Origin of the sequence: Flammeovirga sp. SJP92 (genome assembly GCF_001583495.1) — a bacterium.
Classification (GTDB): Bacteria; Bacteroidota; Bacteroidia; order Cytophagales; family Flammeovirgaceae; genus Flammeovirga.
Map to the genome: position 1 here is coordinate 171,485 of NZ_LQAQ01000093.1, position 19,335 is coordinate 190,819.

General features: G+C 35.6%; 12 protein-coding genes. 3 read left to right on the plus strand and 9 right to left on the minus strand.

Features of this window, described 5'->3' with window-relative positions; genetic code table 11:
* Positions 1-63: 63 nt before the first annotated feature.
* From atpE to AVL50_RS21460, 5 genes are all read right to left on the minus strand, one after another.
* On the minus strand, positions 64-315 hold the full coding sequence (atpE, locus tag AVL50_RS21435) for an ATP synthase F0 subunit C (protein ID WP_044203144.1): 252 nt from the start codon (positions 313-315) through the stop codon (positions 64-66).
* Between the two features lie 134 nt (positions 316-449).
* Positions 450-1,511: a F0F1 ATP synthase subunit A gene (gene atpB / locus AVL50_RS21440; RefSeq protein ID WP_062618529.1), complete on the minus strand. Its 1,062-nt coding sequence runs from the start codon at positions 1,509-1,511 to the stop codon at positions 450-452.
* Positions 1,512-2,002: 491 nt separating this feature from the next.
* Positions 2,003-2,314: an AtpZ/AtpI family protein gene (locus AVL50_RS21450; RefSeq protein WP_062618531.1), complete on the minus strand. Its 312-nt coding sequence runs from the start codon at positions 2,312-2,314 to the stop codon at positions 2,003-2,005.
* A complete protein-coding gene (locus AVL50_RS21455) occupies positions 2,301-2,732 on the minus strand; it encodes a polymer-forming cytoskeletal protein (RefSeq protein WP_157491481.1) in 432 nt (143 codons plus the stop codon). Before AVL50_RS21455 ends, AVL50_RS21450 begins: the two co-directional genes overlap by 14 nt.
* A 141-nt stretch (positions 2,733-2,873) precedes the next feature.
* A complete protein-coding gene (locus AVL50_RS21460) occupies positions 2,874-3,746 on the minus strand; it encodes a M23 family metallopeptidase (RefSeq protein WP_062618532.1) in 873 nt (290 codons plus the stop codon).
* Between the two features lie 461 nt (positions 3,747-4,207).
* On the opposite strand from AVL50_RS21460, the gene AVL50_RS21465 reads away from it, so the two are divergent.
* From AVL50_RS21465 to AVL50_RS21475, 3 genes are all read left to right on the plus strand, one after another.
* The gene (locus tag AVL50_RS21465; protein WP_062618533.1) at positions 4,208-6,340 is read left to right on the plus strand and encodes a tetratricopeptide repeat protein; all 2,133 of its coding nucleotides are present in this window, start codon (positions 4,208-4,210) and stop codon (positions 6,338-6,340) included.
* A gap of 179 nt (positions 6,341-6,519) precedes the next feature.
* A complete protein-coding gene (locus AVL50_RS21470) occupies positions 6,520-8,949 on the plus strand; it encodes a transglycosylase domain-containing protein (protein WP_062618534.1) in 2,430 nt (809 codons plus the stop codon).
* Between the two features lie 162 nt (positions 8,950-9,111).
* Complete coding sequence (locus AVL50_RS21475) at positions 9,112-9,927, plus strand: helix-turn-helix domain-containing protein (RefSeq protein ID WP_062618535.1); 816 nt, start codon at positions 9,112-9,114, stop codon at positions 9,925-9,927.
* Between the two features lie 48 nt (positions 9,928-9,975).
* Here AVL50_RS21475 and AVL50_RS33415 read toward each other — a convergent pair whose 3' ends face one another.
* The 4 genes from AVL50_RS33415 to AVL50_RS21495 are packed head-to-tail and all read right to left on the minus strand — an operon-like array spanning position 9,976 to position 19,214.
* Positions 9,976-13,647, minus strand: a complete 3,672-nt coding sequence (locus tag AVL50_RS33415; RefSeq protein ID WP_082795953.1) for a S8 family serine peptidase — start codon at positions 13,645-13,647, stop codon at positions 9,976-9,978.
* A gap of 6 nt (positions 13,648-13,653) precedes the next feature.
* The gene (locus AVL50_RS21485; protein ID WP_157491482.1) at positions 13,654-14,571 is read right to left on the minus strand and encodes a hypothetical protein; all 918 of its coding nucleotides are present in this window, start codon (positions 14,569-14,571) and stop codon (positions 13,654-13,656) included.
* A 13-nt stretch (positions 14,572-14,584) separates the two neighbouring features.
* Positions 14,585-16,072, minus strand: coding sequence for a SusD/RagB family nutrient-binding outer membrane lipoprotein (locus AVL50_RS21490; protein WP_172826897.1), 1,488 nt, complete (start codon positions 16,070-16,072; stop codon positions 14,585-14,587).
* Positions 16,073-16,082: 10 nt separating this feature from the next.
* Positions 16,083-19,214, minus strand: a complete 3,132-nt coding sequence (locus AVL50_RS21495; RefSeq protein WP_062618539.1) for a SusC/RagA family TonB-linked outer membrane protein — start codon at positions 19,212-19,214, stop codon at positions 16,083-16,085.
* Positions 19,215-19,335 lie beyond the last annotated feature (121 nt).

The following is a 19,335-nucleotide window of genomic DNA, read 5'->3' on the forward strand; positions in this document are numbered from 1 at the left end:
GCCGGGCAAACCCCTTAAGCGATGGATATCCAAACAAAATGTTTCTTTTGTGCGGGATTAGGATTAACCTAAACCGATCAATAGACAAACTACTACTGCGAATAGAGCAACACCTTCAATCAAGGCTGCTGCGATAATCATTGCAGTTTGAAGGTTACCTGCGATCTCTGGCTGACGTGCCATCGCCTCAACAGCGTTACCACCAATTTTACCGATACCAAGACCTGCACCGAAAACTGCAAGACCTGCACCGATTGCTGCACCTAATTGACCTACGCTACCACTTACTTCTAGTAAAATCGAAAGTAATGACATTTTGAATTTTGTTTAAATAGTTTTAAAAAAAGAAACGTATATGAAGCTTTCGCTTGCGCGAAGATCATTCATTATATTCACTTATCCATGCTCAACTCGTTAAAGAACTAAAATTCAGCATGTAAGACAAGATTCTAGTGATGATCGGATACTGCAGACCCGATAAATAATGCTGAAAGCATTGTGAAAATGTAAGCTTGTAAGAAAGCTACAAAGATCTCCATAAAGAACAGAGGAACGATGATAAATGATGCTACACCACCTACCCAAGCTGCCTCTAGGATAAATACCAATGACATGAATGATAATAATACGATGTGACCACCTGTGATATTGGCAAACAAACGTAGCATTAAGGCGATTGGCTTAGTAAAGATACCAATAAGTTCTACTGGAATCATAATTGGCAACAACCAACCTGGTACACCTGGAGTGGCAAAAATGTGTCCCCAATAATGCTTATTACCATTGATATTTGTTACGATTAAAGTGAATACCGCCATTAACATTGTAAAAGAAATGTTACCTGAAGCATTGGCTCCACCTGGTACTAATCCTAATAAGTTATTTATTAAGATGAAGAAGAATAATGTTAATAGGTACGGAAGGAATTTATCAGTGTTCTTACCTAAGTTTGGTTTAATTACCTCATCTCTCATGTAAAGAATAAGAGGTTCAAATACTGATTGGATACCTGAAGGAGCTTTACCTTCATTCTTTTTATAACCTTTTGAAATTGCACTAAAAATGATTAACAACAAGATTACTGAAAGACCTGTTGACGCTGCATTTTTAGTTAATGAAAAGTCTAATACTTTTACGGACTCATCTACTGATGCAATATGCTCGTGATGATTCACATAAGTACTGAATTTTCCTTTCACCTCATTATGGTGAAGAAAATCTTTTGAAGACAAAAATTCGAAACCTTGTCCCTGTACATATAAGATCACAGGTAAGTTAATACCATAGTGGTGCTCATGCCCGCTCTCATCTGTAGTAGAATAGAGAGTCCAATAGTGTTCATCTTTAACGTGATGAAGAATTGTTTCAACTGGATTGTACTCCTTTATGTGAGCCTCACCGTGAGAGTCACTATGTCCATCACTTGCATATGATGAAGAAGTTTGTAATAGTGCTGTAAAAAGCAACGCTAGTGTTGCAAAGCGTGTGTAAAAAGAATAAGTACTTTTCATTATTATAAAATCACTCACTACCTCGTTTATCCTGTAACTTAGACATGAGGTGCTTTACCTCAAGGATAGTATATGCAAAATAAAAAAAGAAATAACTTAATATGAAAACTAATTTCTCCTGCTTATCTGCATCCATCAAAATAAAGTACAAGATAAAGATAGTTAATGTTAGTAAAATCCTTATCAATACTGTTGCCATATAAAAGCCGTAGAAGATTTCTCCATTTCCTGATCCTGCTCCTAGACATGTAACTTCATATGACATTATCGCCAATATTAAATTGAATGCGAGTTCAAGATAAATAAAGCGACCAACATTGAAATCACTCTGATCTGCTATTATAATGATCAACAAGAAAATTGATGAAGTAATTAGCAAAGCAAAGTAAAATCTTGTTCGTAAACTTAGTTGCATATTAAATTTTCAACTCAATCAGTTGAATCGATTGCAAACATAAGGTAATACCTTTTAAACACAAAGAAGGAGGTAATCATTTTTTAGAAAAATTGTCATGTTTACCTTTTTTTTTCAATATTTCTCCTTTTTTATTAGAAATTTTCTTCAACCCGTTGATTAGAATCACTAATGAGGCAAAAGTTCCAAACAAAAGAAAACCAATGGTACAATAAGGACCATTGGCTTTAATAATATTATCTAAATACCTTCCTGCATAAGCACAAACCAACATTGTTACAATCATTTCTGTACTTAATGAAGAGTATCTTAAAAAGGTGGAATACTTTTCAACTGCCTTTTTAGGTGTTGAAATATCATTGTTTTTTTCCTCCTTATGTTGTTTCATCTTCTACAACTTCTTCTGAAGCTTTTGCTGTTAAGAGTGGCTTTGCAGACTCACCCATATGACATTGTCCATTGAAGATAGCACCTGGATCAATAGTTAAACTCTTTGTGATGATATCACCATGAATAACTGCTGAAGCTCTTAAAACAAGGTTTTCAGATACTTCAATTTTTCCATGAATCTCCCCTTCAATTTCTGCGTTCTGAGAAAAAATATCTCCCTCTACCTGCCCGTCTTTACCAAGAAACAATTTCGAATGACAGTGCAAATTACCAATAACTTTACCATCCATTCTTAAAATACCATGTGTCTCCACATCTCCTTTTAGGGTAGTGCCGTGTCCAATAGTATTATTTGCCGCGTTCGAAGATTGTTGAGTTGGCGCAACTCTTTCTTCATTGTTTTTAAACAATCCCATATTTATTAATATTTATAATCGTTGAAGTAGTACTTCTTAATACTGAGAAAATAATTCTAATCTAAATTAAAAACTATTCCAAACAAGGGCTATTAGTTTTTTTTAAGTCTACTAAAACTCTGTCTTTAAAGATAAGTATTTCTATTCAAAAGGTATAAAATCTACAGGGTCAACTGGGTTCCCTTTAAACCATAATTCAAAATGCAAGTGCTGACCATCTGTCATTTCACCGCTATTACCAATAATAGCAATGATATCTCCGGTCCTCACCGTTTCTCCTACTTTCTTGAGTAAGACTGAATTATGTTTATAGAACGACAAAACTTGACCTTTATGTTGTATTCCTATCACATATCCTGAATCTTGTGTCCATGAAGATACAATTACGGTTCCTTCCGCAATAGCTTTTATACCTTCATTTCTTTTTGCTAAGACATCGACACCATAGTGCCCATTTCTAATATCAAACCCTTTGGACAGCACACCATTTGATACAGGAGGAAAGAAGAAAAGATCTTCTACTCCATTATTAACCACATTAATTGGTGCTGATTTTATTTCTAAGTCTTCAAATTCACTTCTAAAAACAGAATCAACAGGATCTAACTGTTTTAAATCTACTTCAGTTTCCTGCTCACCAGCTTTTTCTATCACTTTTGCCTTAATGTCTTCAGCATCTTCCACTTCACCATCCAAAATAGCCTTGATTGACGCCATATAAACATCTTTCTCATCAGAGGCAATTTTCAGAGAATCTACGACTCTCTCCATTTCTATCATTTTTCGATCTGTTTCCCTATACGCTACTCTTGGATCAAAGATCCTAGCTAATAAAGTGGTAGCTAAAAGAAAACTTAATCCTCCGAGAATTGTAAAAACAATCCCTGCGAGTAAAAGTATTTTTACGTAGGATAGCCTATATGCTGCTCTTTCTGCGAATGTTTCCTCATCTCGCACAACAAGCACAAACCTTGTTGTTAGCCATTCCGATAACGTTTTCCCTTGTCTTTTCATGTATAATTTCTGCTTCTTGCCAGAAGGTTCTTGCTCACAAAATTACAATAAATGCAGAGTTTCTTGTCATTTTTGAAAGAAGTATTGAATTATTATAACTTTTTGGTCAAGAAAAACTGTAAATTAGCTACTAAGTATCTCTGCAAAATTAATTTACATTAATTCTTTTGTTGTATTGAGGTTAATTTCTCTAAAAAATGAAGTAGTTCTGCTATTAGTATTTTTTAAGGATTGTAACCAAAAAAAATTAAGAATTACTTTTTGCTTAATTTTTGCAACGGTCCTTCAATTAATTCTTTTAGAGTAATTCCTGTTGAAAAACGATGCAAACTTTTTCAAACTTCATATATAAGTATTTTTTTAAATCTTTTCTATTAATTTTTCTATTACTAGGATCGGGCTGTCATTTTTACCATAATACAGCTACACATTATAATTCCTATTTTCTTGCCAAAGAAGGAATGGAACAATTTGAAAATGATTTTTTCAATGAACACGTTGACGATTACAATGATGTTCTCTCTATCTTAATTCCTATTGATTCTAATAAGACTTTAACTTATAAAGAACAACTTGACTATGTCATCACAAAAGCGTCAAGACCTATTAAATTCCATCAATCAAGCGACTGGATTGATGAGTGTTATTTGCTTGTAGGATGGGTAAGATTATATGAGGAGGATTATGAAAATGCGTTGACTACTTTCAAGTACATCAATGCTAAAACGACAGATCATGATAGCAGACATGAAGCTCTCAATGCTCTATTAAGAATGTTCATTGAAAAAGAGGAAGATGCTAACATCACGTTGGTAAAAGATGTAATAAAACAGGAAATAGCACCTTTCTCGGATAAAAACACTAAAGATTACCATCTCAATTTTGCTCATTACTATAGGAACAAGCTTGATTATGGTCAGGCAATTCAACACTTACGTTATGCTGTAGAATTAGAAGAAAAAAGACATTATAAAGCTCGATATTATTTCATTCTAGGTCAAATGCTGGAGAAAAAAGGAAAAATTGACGAGGCTTATAAAGCTTATACTAAAGCAGAAAAATTATCCAAGACCAACACCTTAGAATTTCAATCTGATATCAGTGCATACAGTATGCAACCTGTAGATTTCAACAATGAAAAACAGATTGGAAAAATCAATAAGTATTTCGCTAAAAAACTTAAAAATCATAATTATTGGGATGATAGAGATAAAATCTATTATGAGATGGCTCAGTTCCAATTAAGAAAACCTGATTATGACCGTGCTCTTTTTGAATTGAATGAATCTATACAAGTCAGCACAACCAACAAGATTCAAAAAGGCCACTCCTACTTAACCGCAGGTGATATCTATTATGATGTCAAAAAGGATTATATCCCAGCGGCCGCTTATTATGACAGTGCTGTTCAAAATCTTGATGAAAGCGTTTATGGCTTTGAAGAAATAAAAAAGAAATCTGAAAACCTTCAAGATCTAGCAAAGTATACCAAAATAGTAATAGATCAAGAACGGTTGATAAAACTTGCTGGAATGCCGGAAGATGAACTTAACACATTACTAGAAGAAGAAATTGAGAATGAAAAAGAAGCTATTATTTTAAAGCAACAGTATGCCAAAGAAAACGAGAAAAGAAAAACTAAACCTGAGGTAAGTGAGTCTTCTTCTTTCAATACTAAAGGATCAAAAGAATTTTACTTTTACAATACTGTAGCCATTGCACAGGGGAAATCACAGTTTTTGAGAACTTGGGGATCACGACCTTTGGAGGACGACTGGAGAAGATCCAATAAATTAGTTTTCAATTCTAATGATAATAATCAAAACCAAGCTAATAACAATAGTCCTTCTCCTAGAAATTTATCCAACAAAAAAGGAAAAGAAAATGAAGGTATTGATGAAAACCTTTTTGCTGATGTAAAATCTCTTGAAGAAAGAAAACAAGAAATTCCAACTTCAGAAGAACAGATGCAAGCTGTACATAAAAAACTGGCTGATGCTCTTTTTGAATTAGGTAAAGTATATATGTATCAAATTAAAATCACAGAAAATGCTTTAGCCAACTTCAACCGCTTCCTCAAGGATTACCCTGAAGATGAAAATGCCTATGAAGTGGCTTATTTGGTTTATGTAATTTGCCAAGATTATGATGGCTGTGATGCTGAAACTTCGAAACAATATCTAATTGAAAATTATCCCGATTGTTTGTACTCTAAAATATTAGTCAACCCTAACTATGTGAAGGAAACTAATGAAAGAGAAAATTACATCAGAGACTTATATGTAGATGCTTATGCTTTATATAACAAGGGAGATTATAATGCTTCAGACAAAAAACTGAATGAACTTCTTAATGATTTCCCTCAAAGTTCTTATGAAGAGAAAGGGCGATTCTTAAGAGTTTTATTAGTTGGCAGAACCACTAAGTATTATAAAATTTTCAAAGAAGCTATTCTTAATTTTCAGAAAAGATATCCTGAAGGGGAATTTACTGAAATTACAAATGGTATGCTGGAACAGATTACAGACCGCCGACTTGAGAACGGTTATATCCCTGGCAGATACCATGACTTTGATATTACAATCGAAGAATAAATAGTTTTTCTTCAAGAGTCATTTATTCTCTTTTAAAATAGATTGATTAAATTGCTCGCTGAAGTTACCATGTCTTAACTCAATTTAGCTTAAGTACTAGTACACAGTTGATTATAAATTTTATTTCATAAAATCAATTAAATTTGTTCTATTACTGAAGCAATGAATAATAAAAACTTATGTATTTAAAAGCTATACGAACACTTTGGATCCTATTTATTATCGGCGTGATAAGTATGATAATGTTAGGTTTTTCATTAAAAAATAACTGGTTTAATCTTTATGGTGAACTGCCTGACCCAAGTATATTGGAGAACCCTAAAAGTGAGCTAGCTTCAGAACTATACTCTGCTGATGGAGTACTTTTAGGTAAATATTTCCGTAAAAATAGAACTAAGTCAGAATACGAAGACCTTTCACCTAATTTATTAAATGCACTTTTAGCCTCTGAAGATATCCGTTTTAAAGATCACTCGGGCATTGACTTTAAAGCTACATTAGCAGTGCCTTACTACTTGTTCAAGTATGTAACTTTAGGTGGGCAAAAAAGAGGATCTTCTACCATTACACAACAGCTTGCAAAAAACTTATTTAAAATCAGAAGAGAAGAAGATTTGAAAGGTAGACTTTCAGATGTGAAGGGATTGAATTTGGTTATCAATAAGTTTAAAGAATGGATTGTAGCTGTTGAGTTAGAGACTTCGTATACTAAAAAAGAAATTATAACGATGTATTTGAATACCGTAGATTTTGGTTCAAATGCATTTGGTATACACGTAGCTTCAAGAACATTCTTTGGAGTAGATCCTGATCAATTATCGATCCCTGAAGCTGCTGTTCTTGTGGGTATTCTTCAAGCACCTTCTTATTACAGCCCGAGATATCATCCAGAAAGAGCCGTATACGTTCGAAACAAGGTAATCTCTCAAATGGAGAAATACAACTACATTACAAAAGAAGAAGAACAAAAGTTAATGGCCGAAGAAATGGTCCTTAATTATAATGTAGAAAACCACAACAAAGGTATTGCTCCTTATTTCAGAGCAGAGGTTGTAAAAGACTTATTAAAATTCTGTAAAGAAAAAGGACTAGACTTATATGCCGATGGTCTAAAGATCTATACAACAATTGATTCTAGAGTTCAGAAATATGCTGAAAAAGCAGTTGAGAAGCACATGCGTGAACAACAATCTTTATTTAATGAACACTGGGAGGGACAAGGTAAGCCTTGGAGAGATAGAGAAGGAAAAGTAATACCAAACTTCATGGCAAGAGCCATTAGAAGAACTCAAGTCTATAGAACTTTGAGAAAGCAAATCGGCAATGATTCTTTAGCGATCGACAAGCAATTGAAAGTGAAGAAAAAGATGAAAGTCTTTTCTTGGAACAGTCCTACTTATGAAATTGACACTGTGATGAGTTCTTACGATTCATTGCGTTATTATAAAATGTTCTTACAGATCGGTATGATGTCAATGGAACCAAAAACAGGTGAAATTAAAGCTTGGGTTGGTGGCATCAACTACAAATACTTCAAATATGATCACGTAAGATTAGGTTACAGACAGCCTGGATCAACGTTCAAACCATTCTTATACTCAAGAGCACTTGAAGACCGATTCCAGCCATGCTCTCCAATTGTGGATATTCCAATTACTTTCACAGCTGAAGAGGCAAGATCGGACAAACCATGGACTCCTAAAAATGCAGACCGCTATAGTGGACAAACTTTCACAATGCGTCAGGCAATGTCTAGATCCATCAACACGGCAGCTGCTTATTTAGTGAAGGAATTAACAGCAAATGAGTTAGCAAAATACTCTGCTGATAAGTTTGGATTCCGATTCATCAGAGATAAAATGTTTGACTACATGCTTACTGATGATGATAGAGAAAGAGGAATAACGGGTTATAATAAAAAACCAATCCAAGGAGTTCCTTCATTATGTTTAGGTACTGAAGATGTTTCGGTATATGAAATGGTAACTGCTTACTCAACATTCATCAATAAAGGTGTTTGGACTGAACCATTATTTATCACAAGAATTGAAGATAAAAACGGCCGTGTCTTGAAGGAGTTTATTCCTAAGAAAAAAGAAGTATTGAATGAAAAAACTGCATGGTTAATGACTTACATGCTGAGAGGTACTTCTGAAGAAGCAGGTGGTACTGCTTTAAGGTTGACTCGCTATAACTTTAGAAGAGATCAAAAAACTAGAGAAGATTTCCATGTTGCTGGTAAGACAGGTACAACTGCCAACTTCTCAGATGCTTGGTTTATGGGCTTCACCAACGACCTTGTTACTGGCGTATGGTGTGGTGGTGAAGACAGAAGTATTCACTTCAGAACCATCAAGTATGGTCAAGGTGCTAGACAAGCACTTCCAGCATTTGCGTATTTCATGGAAGATATTTATTCAGACAAAAAGCTGATCAATGAGTTAGGTTATAAGAGGTCATTATTCCCAGAACCTTCTAAACCTATCGATGTTGAGCTAGATTGTAGTAAATACGATGTTGAGAACTTTGGTGAGTTTGGTGCAGAATTAGACTCCACTAGAGAAGATGAATATATACAGCCTACAGAAGCTACTGATGGTATTCTGTAAGACTTATTTTAACTTTAAAAGCGAGAACAGACAAATAGATCTGCTCTCGCTTTTTTTGTTTCTGATTATGCTTTTAGCTTAAGAAGGAAGTTGAATCACAACCTATTTATTGTTGATTAGAACCCTCCCTTTTCAACTGAAATACATTGACCTAGTTTTGAAATGGAAATAGAAATTAAAGACAAATTACAAAGCAAAGGCAATATTAAAATTGAGCCTTTCAAGGAAAGTATTAGAAAAACCCAACCACATAAGCATCATAAATATTTTGAGATCATCTACTTATATCAAGGTTCGGGCACTCATGTAATCGATAATGATACCTTTGAAATCAAACCACCAACTATGTTCTTTATGCGAAAAGATCAATTACACTGTTGGGACATTACTTCACCACCTAAGGGCTATGTGATTATTCTGAAAAAAGACTTTCTTGAAAACTCTGTTGATAAAGAACTTGAAAAATTAATTGCACAACTCAGTAATCAGGTCTGTGTAGATGTGAAAGAATATGAGAAAATCAACATTATCTTTGAATTGTTAGTAGAGGAAGTCGCTAATTCCAATAGTTATCAACAAACAATCATCGAAGGTTTACTAAAAGCATTATTTGCCAAAACTTTAACCACAATTTCACCCATTGGCAGTAGTATCAAGACTAATCTGCCTTCTATTTTTGTTGATTTCAAAAGTTTATTAGAAAATGCTGAAGTTATTCACAATAGTGTTCACTTTTATGCTGAACAATTGAATACTACTCCACAAAATCTTAATACCATTTGCAGACAAGCTACAGGAATAGCCGCTTCAAAATTTATTGGAGAATATATTATCAAAGAAGCCAAGCGATTATTATTGTATACTAGCCTTCCAATCAGTGAAGTTGCCTTCAAATTAGATTTCAAAGACACTTCCCACTTCAATAAATACTTTAAAAGAAATACTGAACAAACTCCATCTCAATTTAGAAATGGATAGATTTTGATAGACAAAAAAAGAGCATGCTTTTCAACATGCTCTCAAAATCTATTTTTTAATAAATTTCTTGTGGAAAACTTCTCCGTCTTCCCGCTCTATCTTGATGATGTAAATACCTTCATTGAGTAATGAAATATCTAATTTATCTCCTAAAAAGGCAATAGGAATGTCTACTTTCTCTCCTGACATTTTGAATAAACCAATTGTATTGATCTTCATTTTGGAAAGAATAAATAAATCTTTTCCTATTCCTGGATTTGGGTAAATAATTGGTGAGTTCTCGGTCAAATCATCTTCCAAACTTGTAATTGAAGAAGAACCAGAAGTCGTCACATTGACAACATTTGAAAAATCTCTTTGCTCATTTGTCCCTACTACAAACATGGCCATATTTTTTCGACCCTGAGTGGTGTATTCAATTTCATGTGGACCTTCACCATAACGTATTATAAAATCTTCACTTGGATCATCTTGAAACGCCCAACCAATCAATGCACCATCAGTATTTGAAGCATTCGTAAAGGTTACTTTCTCATTTAATCCTACTACCGTTTTATCTACAGTGTAATTAAGAGTACCCACCGTAGGTGTATAATCCAGAACCTGAAAATCATCCATGGCTAAACCAATACCTCCACTAGAATCCTGAGTTGCTCCAACAAAGAATAAACGCATAGCAATTTTTTCACCTTCAAACCCTGCCAATGGAATGTACTTTGTTACCCACTCATCATTTGTAGAACCGGTCATCAGCGGAATACCTTCCCCTCCCCAATGATCTTCACTAGAAAGCTCATTAGTCCAATCCGAATCTTTGTAGAAACCTAATGGAATCCATGATTCACCGTAATCATCTGTAAATTCTACTCTCAGACCGTCAATTTTGTTTGCTACATCCATTTTCAATTGGAAAGTAAACATCTGCGTAGAATCAAAATCTTCTTGATCACCCGGTAAATCAAATACGGATGTATATAAATAGAAGCCTGTTGGCACTTGATAACCTGCTGTATCAGGACCAAGTACATAAGCATTTGAACCACTTGTCGTTCCAGATTTCCCAGCAATGGAAGAACTGTCTAATACTAAATCTGTTCCTGCAAGGTTTAAAGAGTAAAACAGTAGTTCATCAGATTCCAAATCACCACCATCTGAAGCTAAGAATGGTGCTTCTTTTATACCTAATATTCCAATAGTATCCTGGAAAGCAGATGCAGGATTATTATCCACTTCTAATTTCACTATATAAGTACCTGCTGATTCATATGTATGCGTCGGGTCTTTTTCTGTTGATGTTGATCCATCACCAAAATCCCAAGCATAACTACTTGCTCCTCCTGAATTATAAATAAAGTCAATCAGACGGTTCACATAAGCTACATCTGCAGGTTTTGTAAATTCTCCAGAAGGGTCTTGTTTTGTAAGATTGAAATTATTGACCATAAATCCGTCATCTGTATCTTCTATCAAGAATGCAGATTCCATTCGATAGACAAATCTAAATCGCACATTGTGTCCTGTTAGGAAAGAAACATTATAGGAAGTAGAATCTCTATCAAAATTCCCTAACCAACCTACTTGATCTTGGAAGATAATAGGATGAATTGCACAAGCATCATCCGGGGTTTTATTATACCATCCTGTCCCAAGACCATCAAATGCATCCCCAAGTAACTTCCATGTTCCACCATTGTCTGTAGTATATTCCATTTTTGCTGCAGCAGGAGCATTACAATAAGTAATGTGCATACTTTTCAGAAAGTTAATTTTATACTCATGCCCTTCTTCTGTCAAATCAAATGTAGGTGTATAGAGGTAGGCTTCAAAAGATCTTAAAGGGACACCTCCTGCTAAAGTTGTTGCCCAGGTGAGAGAATCACCACTATTAATCCGATCTCCCCTTGCACGGCCCCATTCCCAGATATCATCTCCATCTCCACCATCAAAATAAACTGTCTCTGTCACAAACCCGCCAGTATCCAATTGAAAGTCATTTGAGAAAGGCACTGTTTCTTCAGGTCCTTTTGGAGGTCCTTCCGTCATTCTTATTGCTCTCCTAAAAGTATTTTCTCTCCCTTGATCATCTTTCACTGTCAAAGAAATAACATAAGACCCCAAATCCGTTAAGGAAGTATAGGTATGAGACGGGTTCTCTTCTGTAGAAGTTATTTCATCACCAAATGTCCAGAAATAAGTAAGGTTAGAACCAAAAGACAGGTTCTCAAATTCTAATGCTTGATTAATTATACCATTATCTGACAAAATATTGAAAGCTGCTAAAGGTCTATTAGACTGCAATGCATCCATAGCTGCACTCATATTTATTCTCCCTGCCCCCAATGCATTTTGAAAATTAGGATTTCTAGGATTAATATCCGTAGATGTCCCCATCAATACTGCTGTTAACTGATCTGGAGTAAGATTTGTATTCTGAGTTTTAAGAAATGCAGCGGCTCCGGCCACCATCGGACATGCCATTGAAGTACCCGTATAAGGAGCATAATCTCCTAAAGGATTTCCATTATCTGCCGCTACGGTACTAATAATATCAGTCCCGGGTGCTGAGATGTCTATCCATGCACCATATTGAGAAGAAGGAGCTTTCACATCATTACTTGTTGTATTGGCAACTGCAATTACATGATCATAACCTGCCGGATAACTAGGTAGGTTAACATTATCATTACCTGCAGCAGCTATAAACAGCATTCCTTTTTCCTCTGTCGCTTCATTAATCATCCTTGCTATAGTAGCAGAATAAAAATAGCTACCATAAGACATACTGACAATGTCTGCCTCCATTTCTATTGCATACATCAATGCTTCAGTAGAGTGTGTAATAGCCCTTGCATCTGGAGTATCATCTGAAGTTGCTTTTACTGCCAAAATCTTTACTCCATTGTTGGTAACGGATGCTCCTCCCACATTATTACTGGTCACTGCTCCTGCTATACCTGCACAGTGTGTACCATGTGAGAAGTTAAATCGACTTGCTTCCGAGGTAGGCGGATTCGGATCAGGATCACCGTTTGTGTAAGTATCACCCGAGGCATCCCAACCTTGGTAATCATCTATATAGCCATTTTTATCATCATCTCTACCATTATTTGGGATTTCTCCTTCATTGATATAAATATTAGCGGCCAAATCTTCATGAGTAATCAATACTCCATCATCCAAAATGGCTAAAACTACATCCCGCTGACCTTCTATCACCTTACTTTTTCCCCAAGCCTCAACTGCTCCTACTAATTCAAGGTGGTATTGATCTTGTGCTAAAGGATCATTGGGATCATTAAACTGAATCGGCAATGGTACACTTTCTACATACATTACATTAGGGTCATTATTTAATTCCCTACGGTAATTTTCCATATCGGATTGATTGTAAAGTGTAATTTGCAAGACATCAGAAACACTATTCTTCAGTACAGACATAGGTTCCATGACTCTTTTAATTCTAGAGTCTGTCAATAAGTTATATATTTTTCTTTTTTCACTACTGACAAACTGCTGTTGATCAGCATCCATATAAGCAAAAGCTACATCCTTAGGATCTTTGAACCTTACAAATAATTTTGTTGGTGCTGTTTGAATAGAAGGTGTAATCCATTTTTGAGTAGGAGAAGAAGCTAATTGTTGCTGTTGTGCCAATACTTCATTTCCAAACATGAGACTTCCCATGAATAGGAGTATGTTGTATATATATTCTTTTTTCATGGTCTTTTACTTTTTAGTGAGAAGAAGTACCCATTGTTTTGTAGTTGTTCCATCAGAGAATAAGACTTCCAATGAAATTTTCCCATCCGATAAGGTTTCTCCTTGAAGAGAAATATAATTATCTGATGGTCCTAAGAACTCTCCACATTGATCAATAATCTGAAAAGGTATATCTTGAAAATCTCCTGCAATATTTGAAATGCTATATAGCCCCCAAATGTTATCTGGGTTAGCCAAATCTCCAACTGTTGTCAACATTACATCGTCTACACTTTTTGTTCCTTCCTCAGTTGTCATTTCTGCATCATACGTACCATCTAAACTTGTTGGACAATGTATATCTTCAATAACAATATTGTATACCTTTCGAATTCCTCCCTGACCTACTGTAATTTCAGATCCATCATCTAAATTTCTAGCTGATTCCAATATTATATCCAATTCTTTTCCTCCTTGCTTATCTACTCCATAAACAACCAAGGGAGAAACCTCAATGGTAGCCGTGTTTCTTGTATTGGTAAAATTCTCCTCACCAGAAGCATCTTCTGATTTGATTCTATTTTTGATGATAAACGTACCTCCTGTAGCTGTCGCAAATTTTTCCGTTACATCTTGAAAATCGGCATTATTTCTTTCAATAGCTTTTGCTGTAAAATCAACACCGAAGGTTGCTGCTCCTCCAAAAGAATAAGTTACCTCTACTCCTCTTTCAGTATCAATTGCCATTGGCATTCTTACTTCCAGACTAAGTGGCACTGAATTCTCTTTGATAGAATCGACTTCACCAAATGGTGTGGCTACTGAGAAAGCGACTGTCTCACCGATAAATTCGGCTTGAACCTCTTCCTTATATGTATCATAAAGCTCACAGCTCTGGAAGAAAACTCCCAAACATAAAAGCCCTATTATTAATCTCTTTTTCATCTGTTTCTTAGGTTTAATTTGATGTCATAAACCACATTGGAGTATCCAATGGTTTTTGTTCGGGAATATTTGGATTAGCACTCACCTCATTTGGAGAATAAGGCAATCGGGCAATATGATCGCTCAATACAGCATCTACAGGCAAAGGTCGATTATTCGGATAGTTGGTTCTCCTCACATAAGTCCATGCATCCATTCCTCTTTGGAAAGTTTCAATGTACCCTTGATGGTGTACTGCTTCCAAAGCATTACTTGGTGCTAGAGTTTGAAGGTCAGGTAAAGCACCATTATATGTATCGTATTCAAACTGCGTAACACCACTTCCATTATCTTGTACTGCCAATAATGAATTGAGATGCACTATATTAAAAATTATACCTTCTCTATAATAATCATTGGCGTCTGCTGTGGTTCCGGGAACCCAACCTCTAAGGATTGCTTCCGCTCGCATAAACTTCAACTCCGCTGCTGTAATCCAATAATCTGGTGAAGTAGCTGTAATAAAATTCAAACTTAAAACGGAAGTAGAGGTAAATGCACTACTAGAGCCAGGAGCCAAACCTGTGTGCGGCACAGCATCAACTACACCATCAGGACGATCGTAGAAAATATCCAATCTAGGATCATTTGTTCCTCTTAATAAATCAATAAAAGGAGTACTGGCATAGAAGAATAAACTCTGCCCTCCTGCAAATTGGAAGTGAAGTTTGTAAAACTGATTGGCATTGTTCAAGTCATCATAATAATTCATGACCACTTCATCTGCTAAATCTTCTACATGTTCTTGCCTGAAAGCAGTTTCAAGTTTTGGCTTTGCATATTCCTCATCTTTTGCTGCAATAAGCATTAAGGTTTTAATCTTAATAGAGTTTGCAAATTTAATCCACTTATTGAGGTCTCCTTGAAAAAGCAAATCTTCACCCCCAACTTTTGCTGGGTCTCCTAAATCAAAATTATCAACTGCTTCATCAAGCATTTCTACAATTCCTTTCAAGATATTTTCTTGTGTATCTCCATTAGGAAAAAGGATGTCCGTATTCAATGCTTCTGTAAATGGAACATCTTCAAACATTAAAGTCAAATGGTAAAAAGCGAATGCCTGCATAATTCTAAATTGAGAAGCTGTATTCACTTCACCAATCTCATTGGCTAAAACTTCTCCTCTACTTGCATTCTTTAAGGAGTTCACATAATATGTAGCCCATGTATTGGTCTGAGGGAAAGACGGAACAGAAAAATTATCTGCTGAAGAAAATACATTTGCTCCAGCTCCAACATAATGCTGAGCCCAACGGTTGAATAAGTTGGTTTCCATCACTTTGTCAGAACTTATATTAGTCATGATTGTGGTCATGAGTAATCCTGGCTGTTCGGCAATCTGATCATCACCTGCCGCAAACGGATCTTTATTGATATCTAAAATACTATCACAAGAGTAACTGAATGCAAGTGCAACTAACAAACATACTCTTGTCAATAGGTTGCTGTATTTATTATTCATCTTCATTGTTCTAGAATACTATTTTAAGATTACCACCAAAACTTCTTGTAGAAGGCAAACTACCCATTTCAACAGATCCCGAAGCGTCACTTGCCGCTTGAAATAAACTTGTTTCAGGGTCGATGTGAGGAATTTCACTATAAATAAGCCAAAGGTTTCTTGCCTCAAAACCAACAGCTACTGACTTGATAAAACCTGTTTTCTTCAACAAGGTACTTGGCAAAGCATAGGATAAACTTACTTCACGAAGTTTCACATAAGTCTTACTAAACACAGAACCTTCTGCTATACCGCTTGTTGAATAAGCCTGCCAATAATCTTGGTGAGTGACAGCAATGTCATTGGGTTTTACAGAACCATCTCCATTTTCGATGTATGCATTTTTATCAATAAATACCTGCTCTCTATTTACTGCTGTTTCTTCAGCTAAACCGTTAAACCTTAAATCACCTACTGTTCTTGAAATCATCTTACCTCCTTGATTCCAATCGATCAAGAAATTCAATGTTACTCCTTTATAAGTGAAACTATTTTGGAAACCTAAAAGAAATTCAGGCTGAATTTCTCCAAATGTTTGTTGGTCGCCTTGCATTCTTAAACCTGTTTTAGGATCTACTAGAATTTCTCCTGTTTCTGCTCTTTTGAAACCAACACCTTGTAATTGAAGTGATTCTCCTGGTACTGCTTCAACGGAAACACCGTTGAATCCTGAAGCGATTTGAAGTTTATCCAATCCTTCAGCCAACTCTGTTACTTTATTTTCATTTCGTGTAAAGTTGATTTGAGAAGTCCATTCAAAAGCACTTGTTTGTACTGGTATGAAAGAAAGCAATAATTCAATTCCTTGATTGGTTACTGTACCTGCATTAACTCTTTTTCTTCTATAACCTGTAGATTCTGGTGTAGGAACCGCCAAAATCTGATTAGAAGTTTCTATGTTGTAAAAAGTGAAATCAATACCTGCTCTTCCATTAAAAAAACTTAGTTCTGTACCTACCTCCCATGAGTTTTGCCTTTCTGGGACTAAGTTTTCTGGAGGAATCGTATTGGTTGCCGAATAAGCTGTCTGACCATTAAAAGGGTAATTATTTGTAGTACCATATTGACCAAAATACTCAGACAATGGATTGTAATAATAATCCAGCTGATAAGGTCTTGTATCATTACCAACTTGAGCAGCACTCAAACGAAGTTTACCAAATGAGAAAATATCATTATGAATTTTGAAAGCATCTGAAAATACAAATGACAAACTCGCTGATGGATAAAAGTATGAGCGGTTATCTTTGGGTAATGTAGATGACCAGTCATTTCTCATGGTTAAGTTCAGCGTCAAATAATTATTATAGGTCAATGAAACATCACCGTATAATCCTAACAATCTCTGCTCTGTAAAATCTGTTCTACTTGTTGTATTTTTAGCATTCGTTGGAGTATAAATTTCCGATACAGATAATTCTGAAGCTTCTAAAGTACTTCTTTCAAAAGTTCTATTATTGAATTCATGACCCACAATAGCTGTCAATTTAAACTTTTCTCCAAAGTCTTTTTGAATAGTTGCCATCAAAGAAGTCGTCAATTCTGTATTTGTAAGATCATCATTTGTAAATGATCCGTTTAAAGCACCTAGAGTTCCTTTTGCTGATTTTCTGAATCTCTTGTCTACCCTGTAATCCAAACCAACTCTTGCTCTGAAACTCAACCAATCAGTAGCTTGTGCCTCAAGCATTCCAAATCCAAAAAAGCGATTGAGTTTTACATCATTGCCATTTTTCTCTGCTATCCAATAAGGACTATTTGAAAATACACCAATTGGATCTTGTCTGCCATCCACTAATTGCAGTCGCTCAATAGAAGTTGTTCTTGGAATTCCATTGATAATAGAAGTCAAAACATTGGGAGAATTACCACCTTGAGAAACAGAACCTCGTGTTTCTGATTTCACATAATTAATACCTACTCTTGACTTAATGACTTTATTCAGTTGCTGACCAGCATTGATGGCAAATGTGTACCTATCTAATCCTGCTCCTGGTACAATGCCTTTTTGGTTCATCGAAGTAAAACCTAATCTATAATCTCCTTTTTCAGTAGCACTTGACACATCAATAGAATTGATAAACAACGTTCCAGTCTCATAAAAATCTTTTACATTGTTAGGGTACGCTGTTAGTGATTCCAAAGGCCACAGGTTTTCGGGTAAGTTTGCAGTATCAGCATCATAACTGTAAGAAGGTACAATTTGTCCTTCAATCTTTGGGCCCCATCCATTTTCTGACCTCTTATCATATTTTCCATATGAACCTTGAGCATATTCATTTTGAAATGACGGTAATCTATTTGGTGTTTCCGCTCTGAAGCTTGAACTAATACTCACTGTTGGTCCTTTTGACGCCTTCCCTCTTTTGGTTGTGATGATAATAGCTCCATTTGCCGCTCTTGATCCATAAAGTGCCGCCGCTGATGCTCCTTTAAGTACTGTCACAGAAGCAATATCAGCAGGGTTGATTTCTCCTGCACCATTACCTGCATCAAAAGCACCTTGAATACCACTACCTGTAGCAATATTCTGATTACTAATTGGCACTCCATCGACTACCATTAATGGTTGGTTATTCCCACTCAATGAATTAGTACCTCGAATCACAATTCTAGTAGAGCCTCCAGGATTGGAACTCGCTTGTGAAATTTGAACGCCTGGTACTTTGCCGGAAAGCGAATTCAAGAAGTTTGTTGATTTCACTCTCTCTACTTCTTCCCCTGCCACTGAAGTGACAGAATAACCGAGTGTTCGTTTTTCACGTTCGATGGCATTGGCGGTCACAACCACTTCATCTAACTGTTCGGTGTCAGCTTCCATGGCTACATCAATCTTAGACTGATTCCCCACTTCTACTTCTTGAGATTTTAGACCAATGAAATTATAAATAAGCACTTTGTCATTTTGCTGGAGTGCTATTTTATACTTTCCATCGACATCGGATACGGCTCCACGTCTAGTTCCTTTGACAACGACTGTTACACCTGGCAGAGGATCTCCCCCTTCTCCGGTAATTGTGCCTGTTACTACTCTTTCCTGTGCGAGTGATATTGAGATCGATAATACAGAGAGCAACCAACATAAGATTGTTTTAAGTCTCATTAGTTAAGGATGGTTTAATTATAGAAGTCTACATTTAAGTTCATCTTTGATAATTTGCTTACTGTTAATTTATTGAAGAGATATGCACTTTCTATATTTATGCCTTAAAGTAATAGGTTCA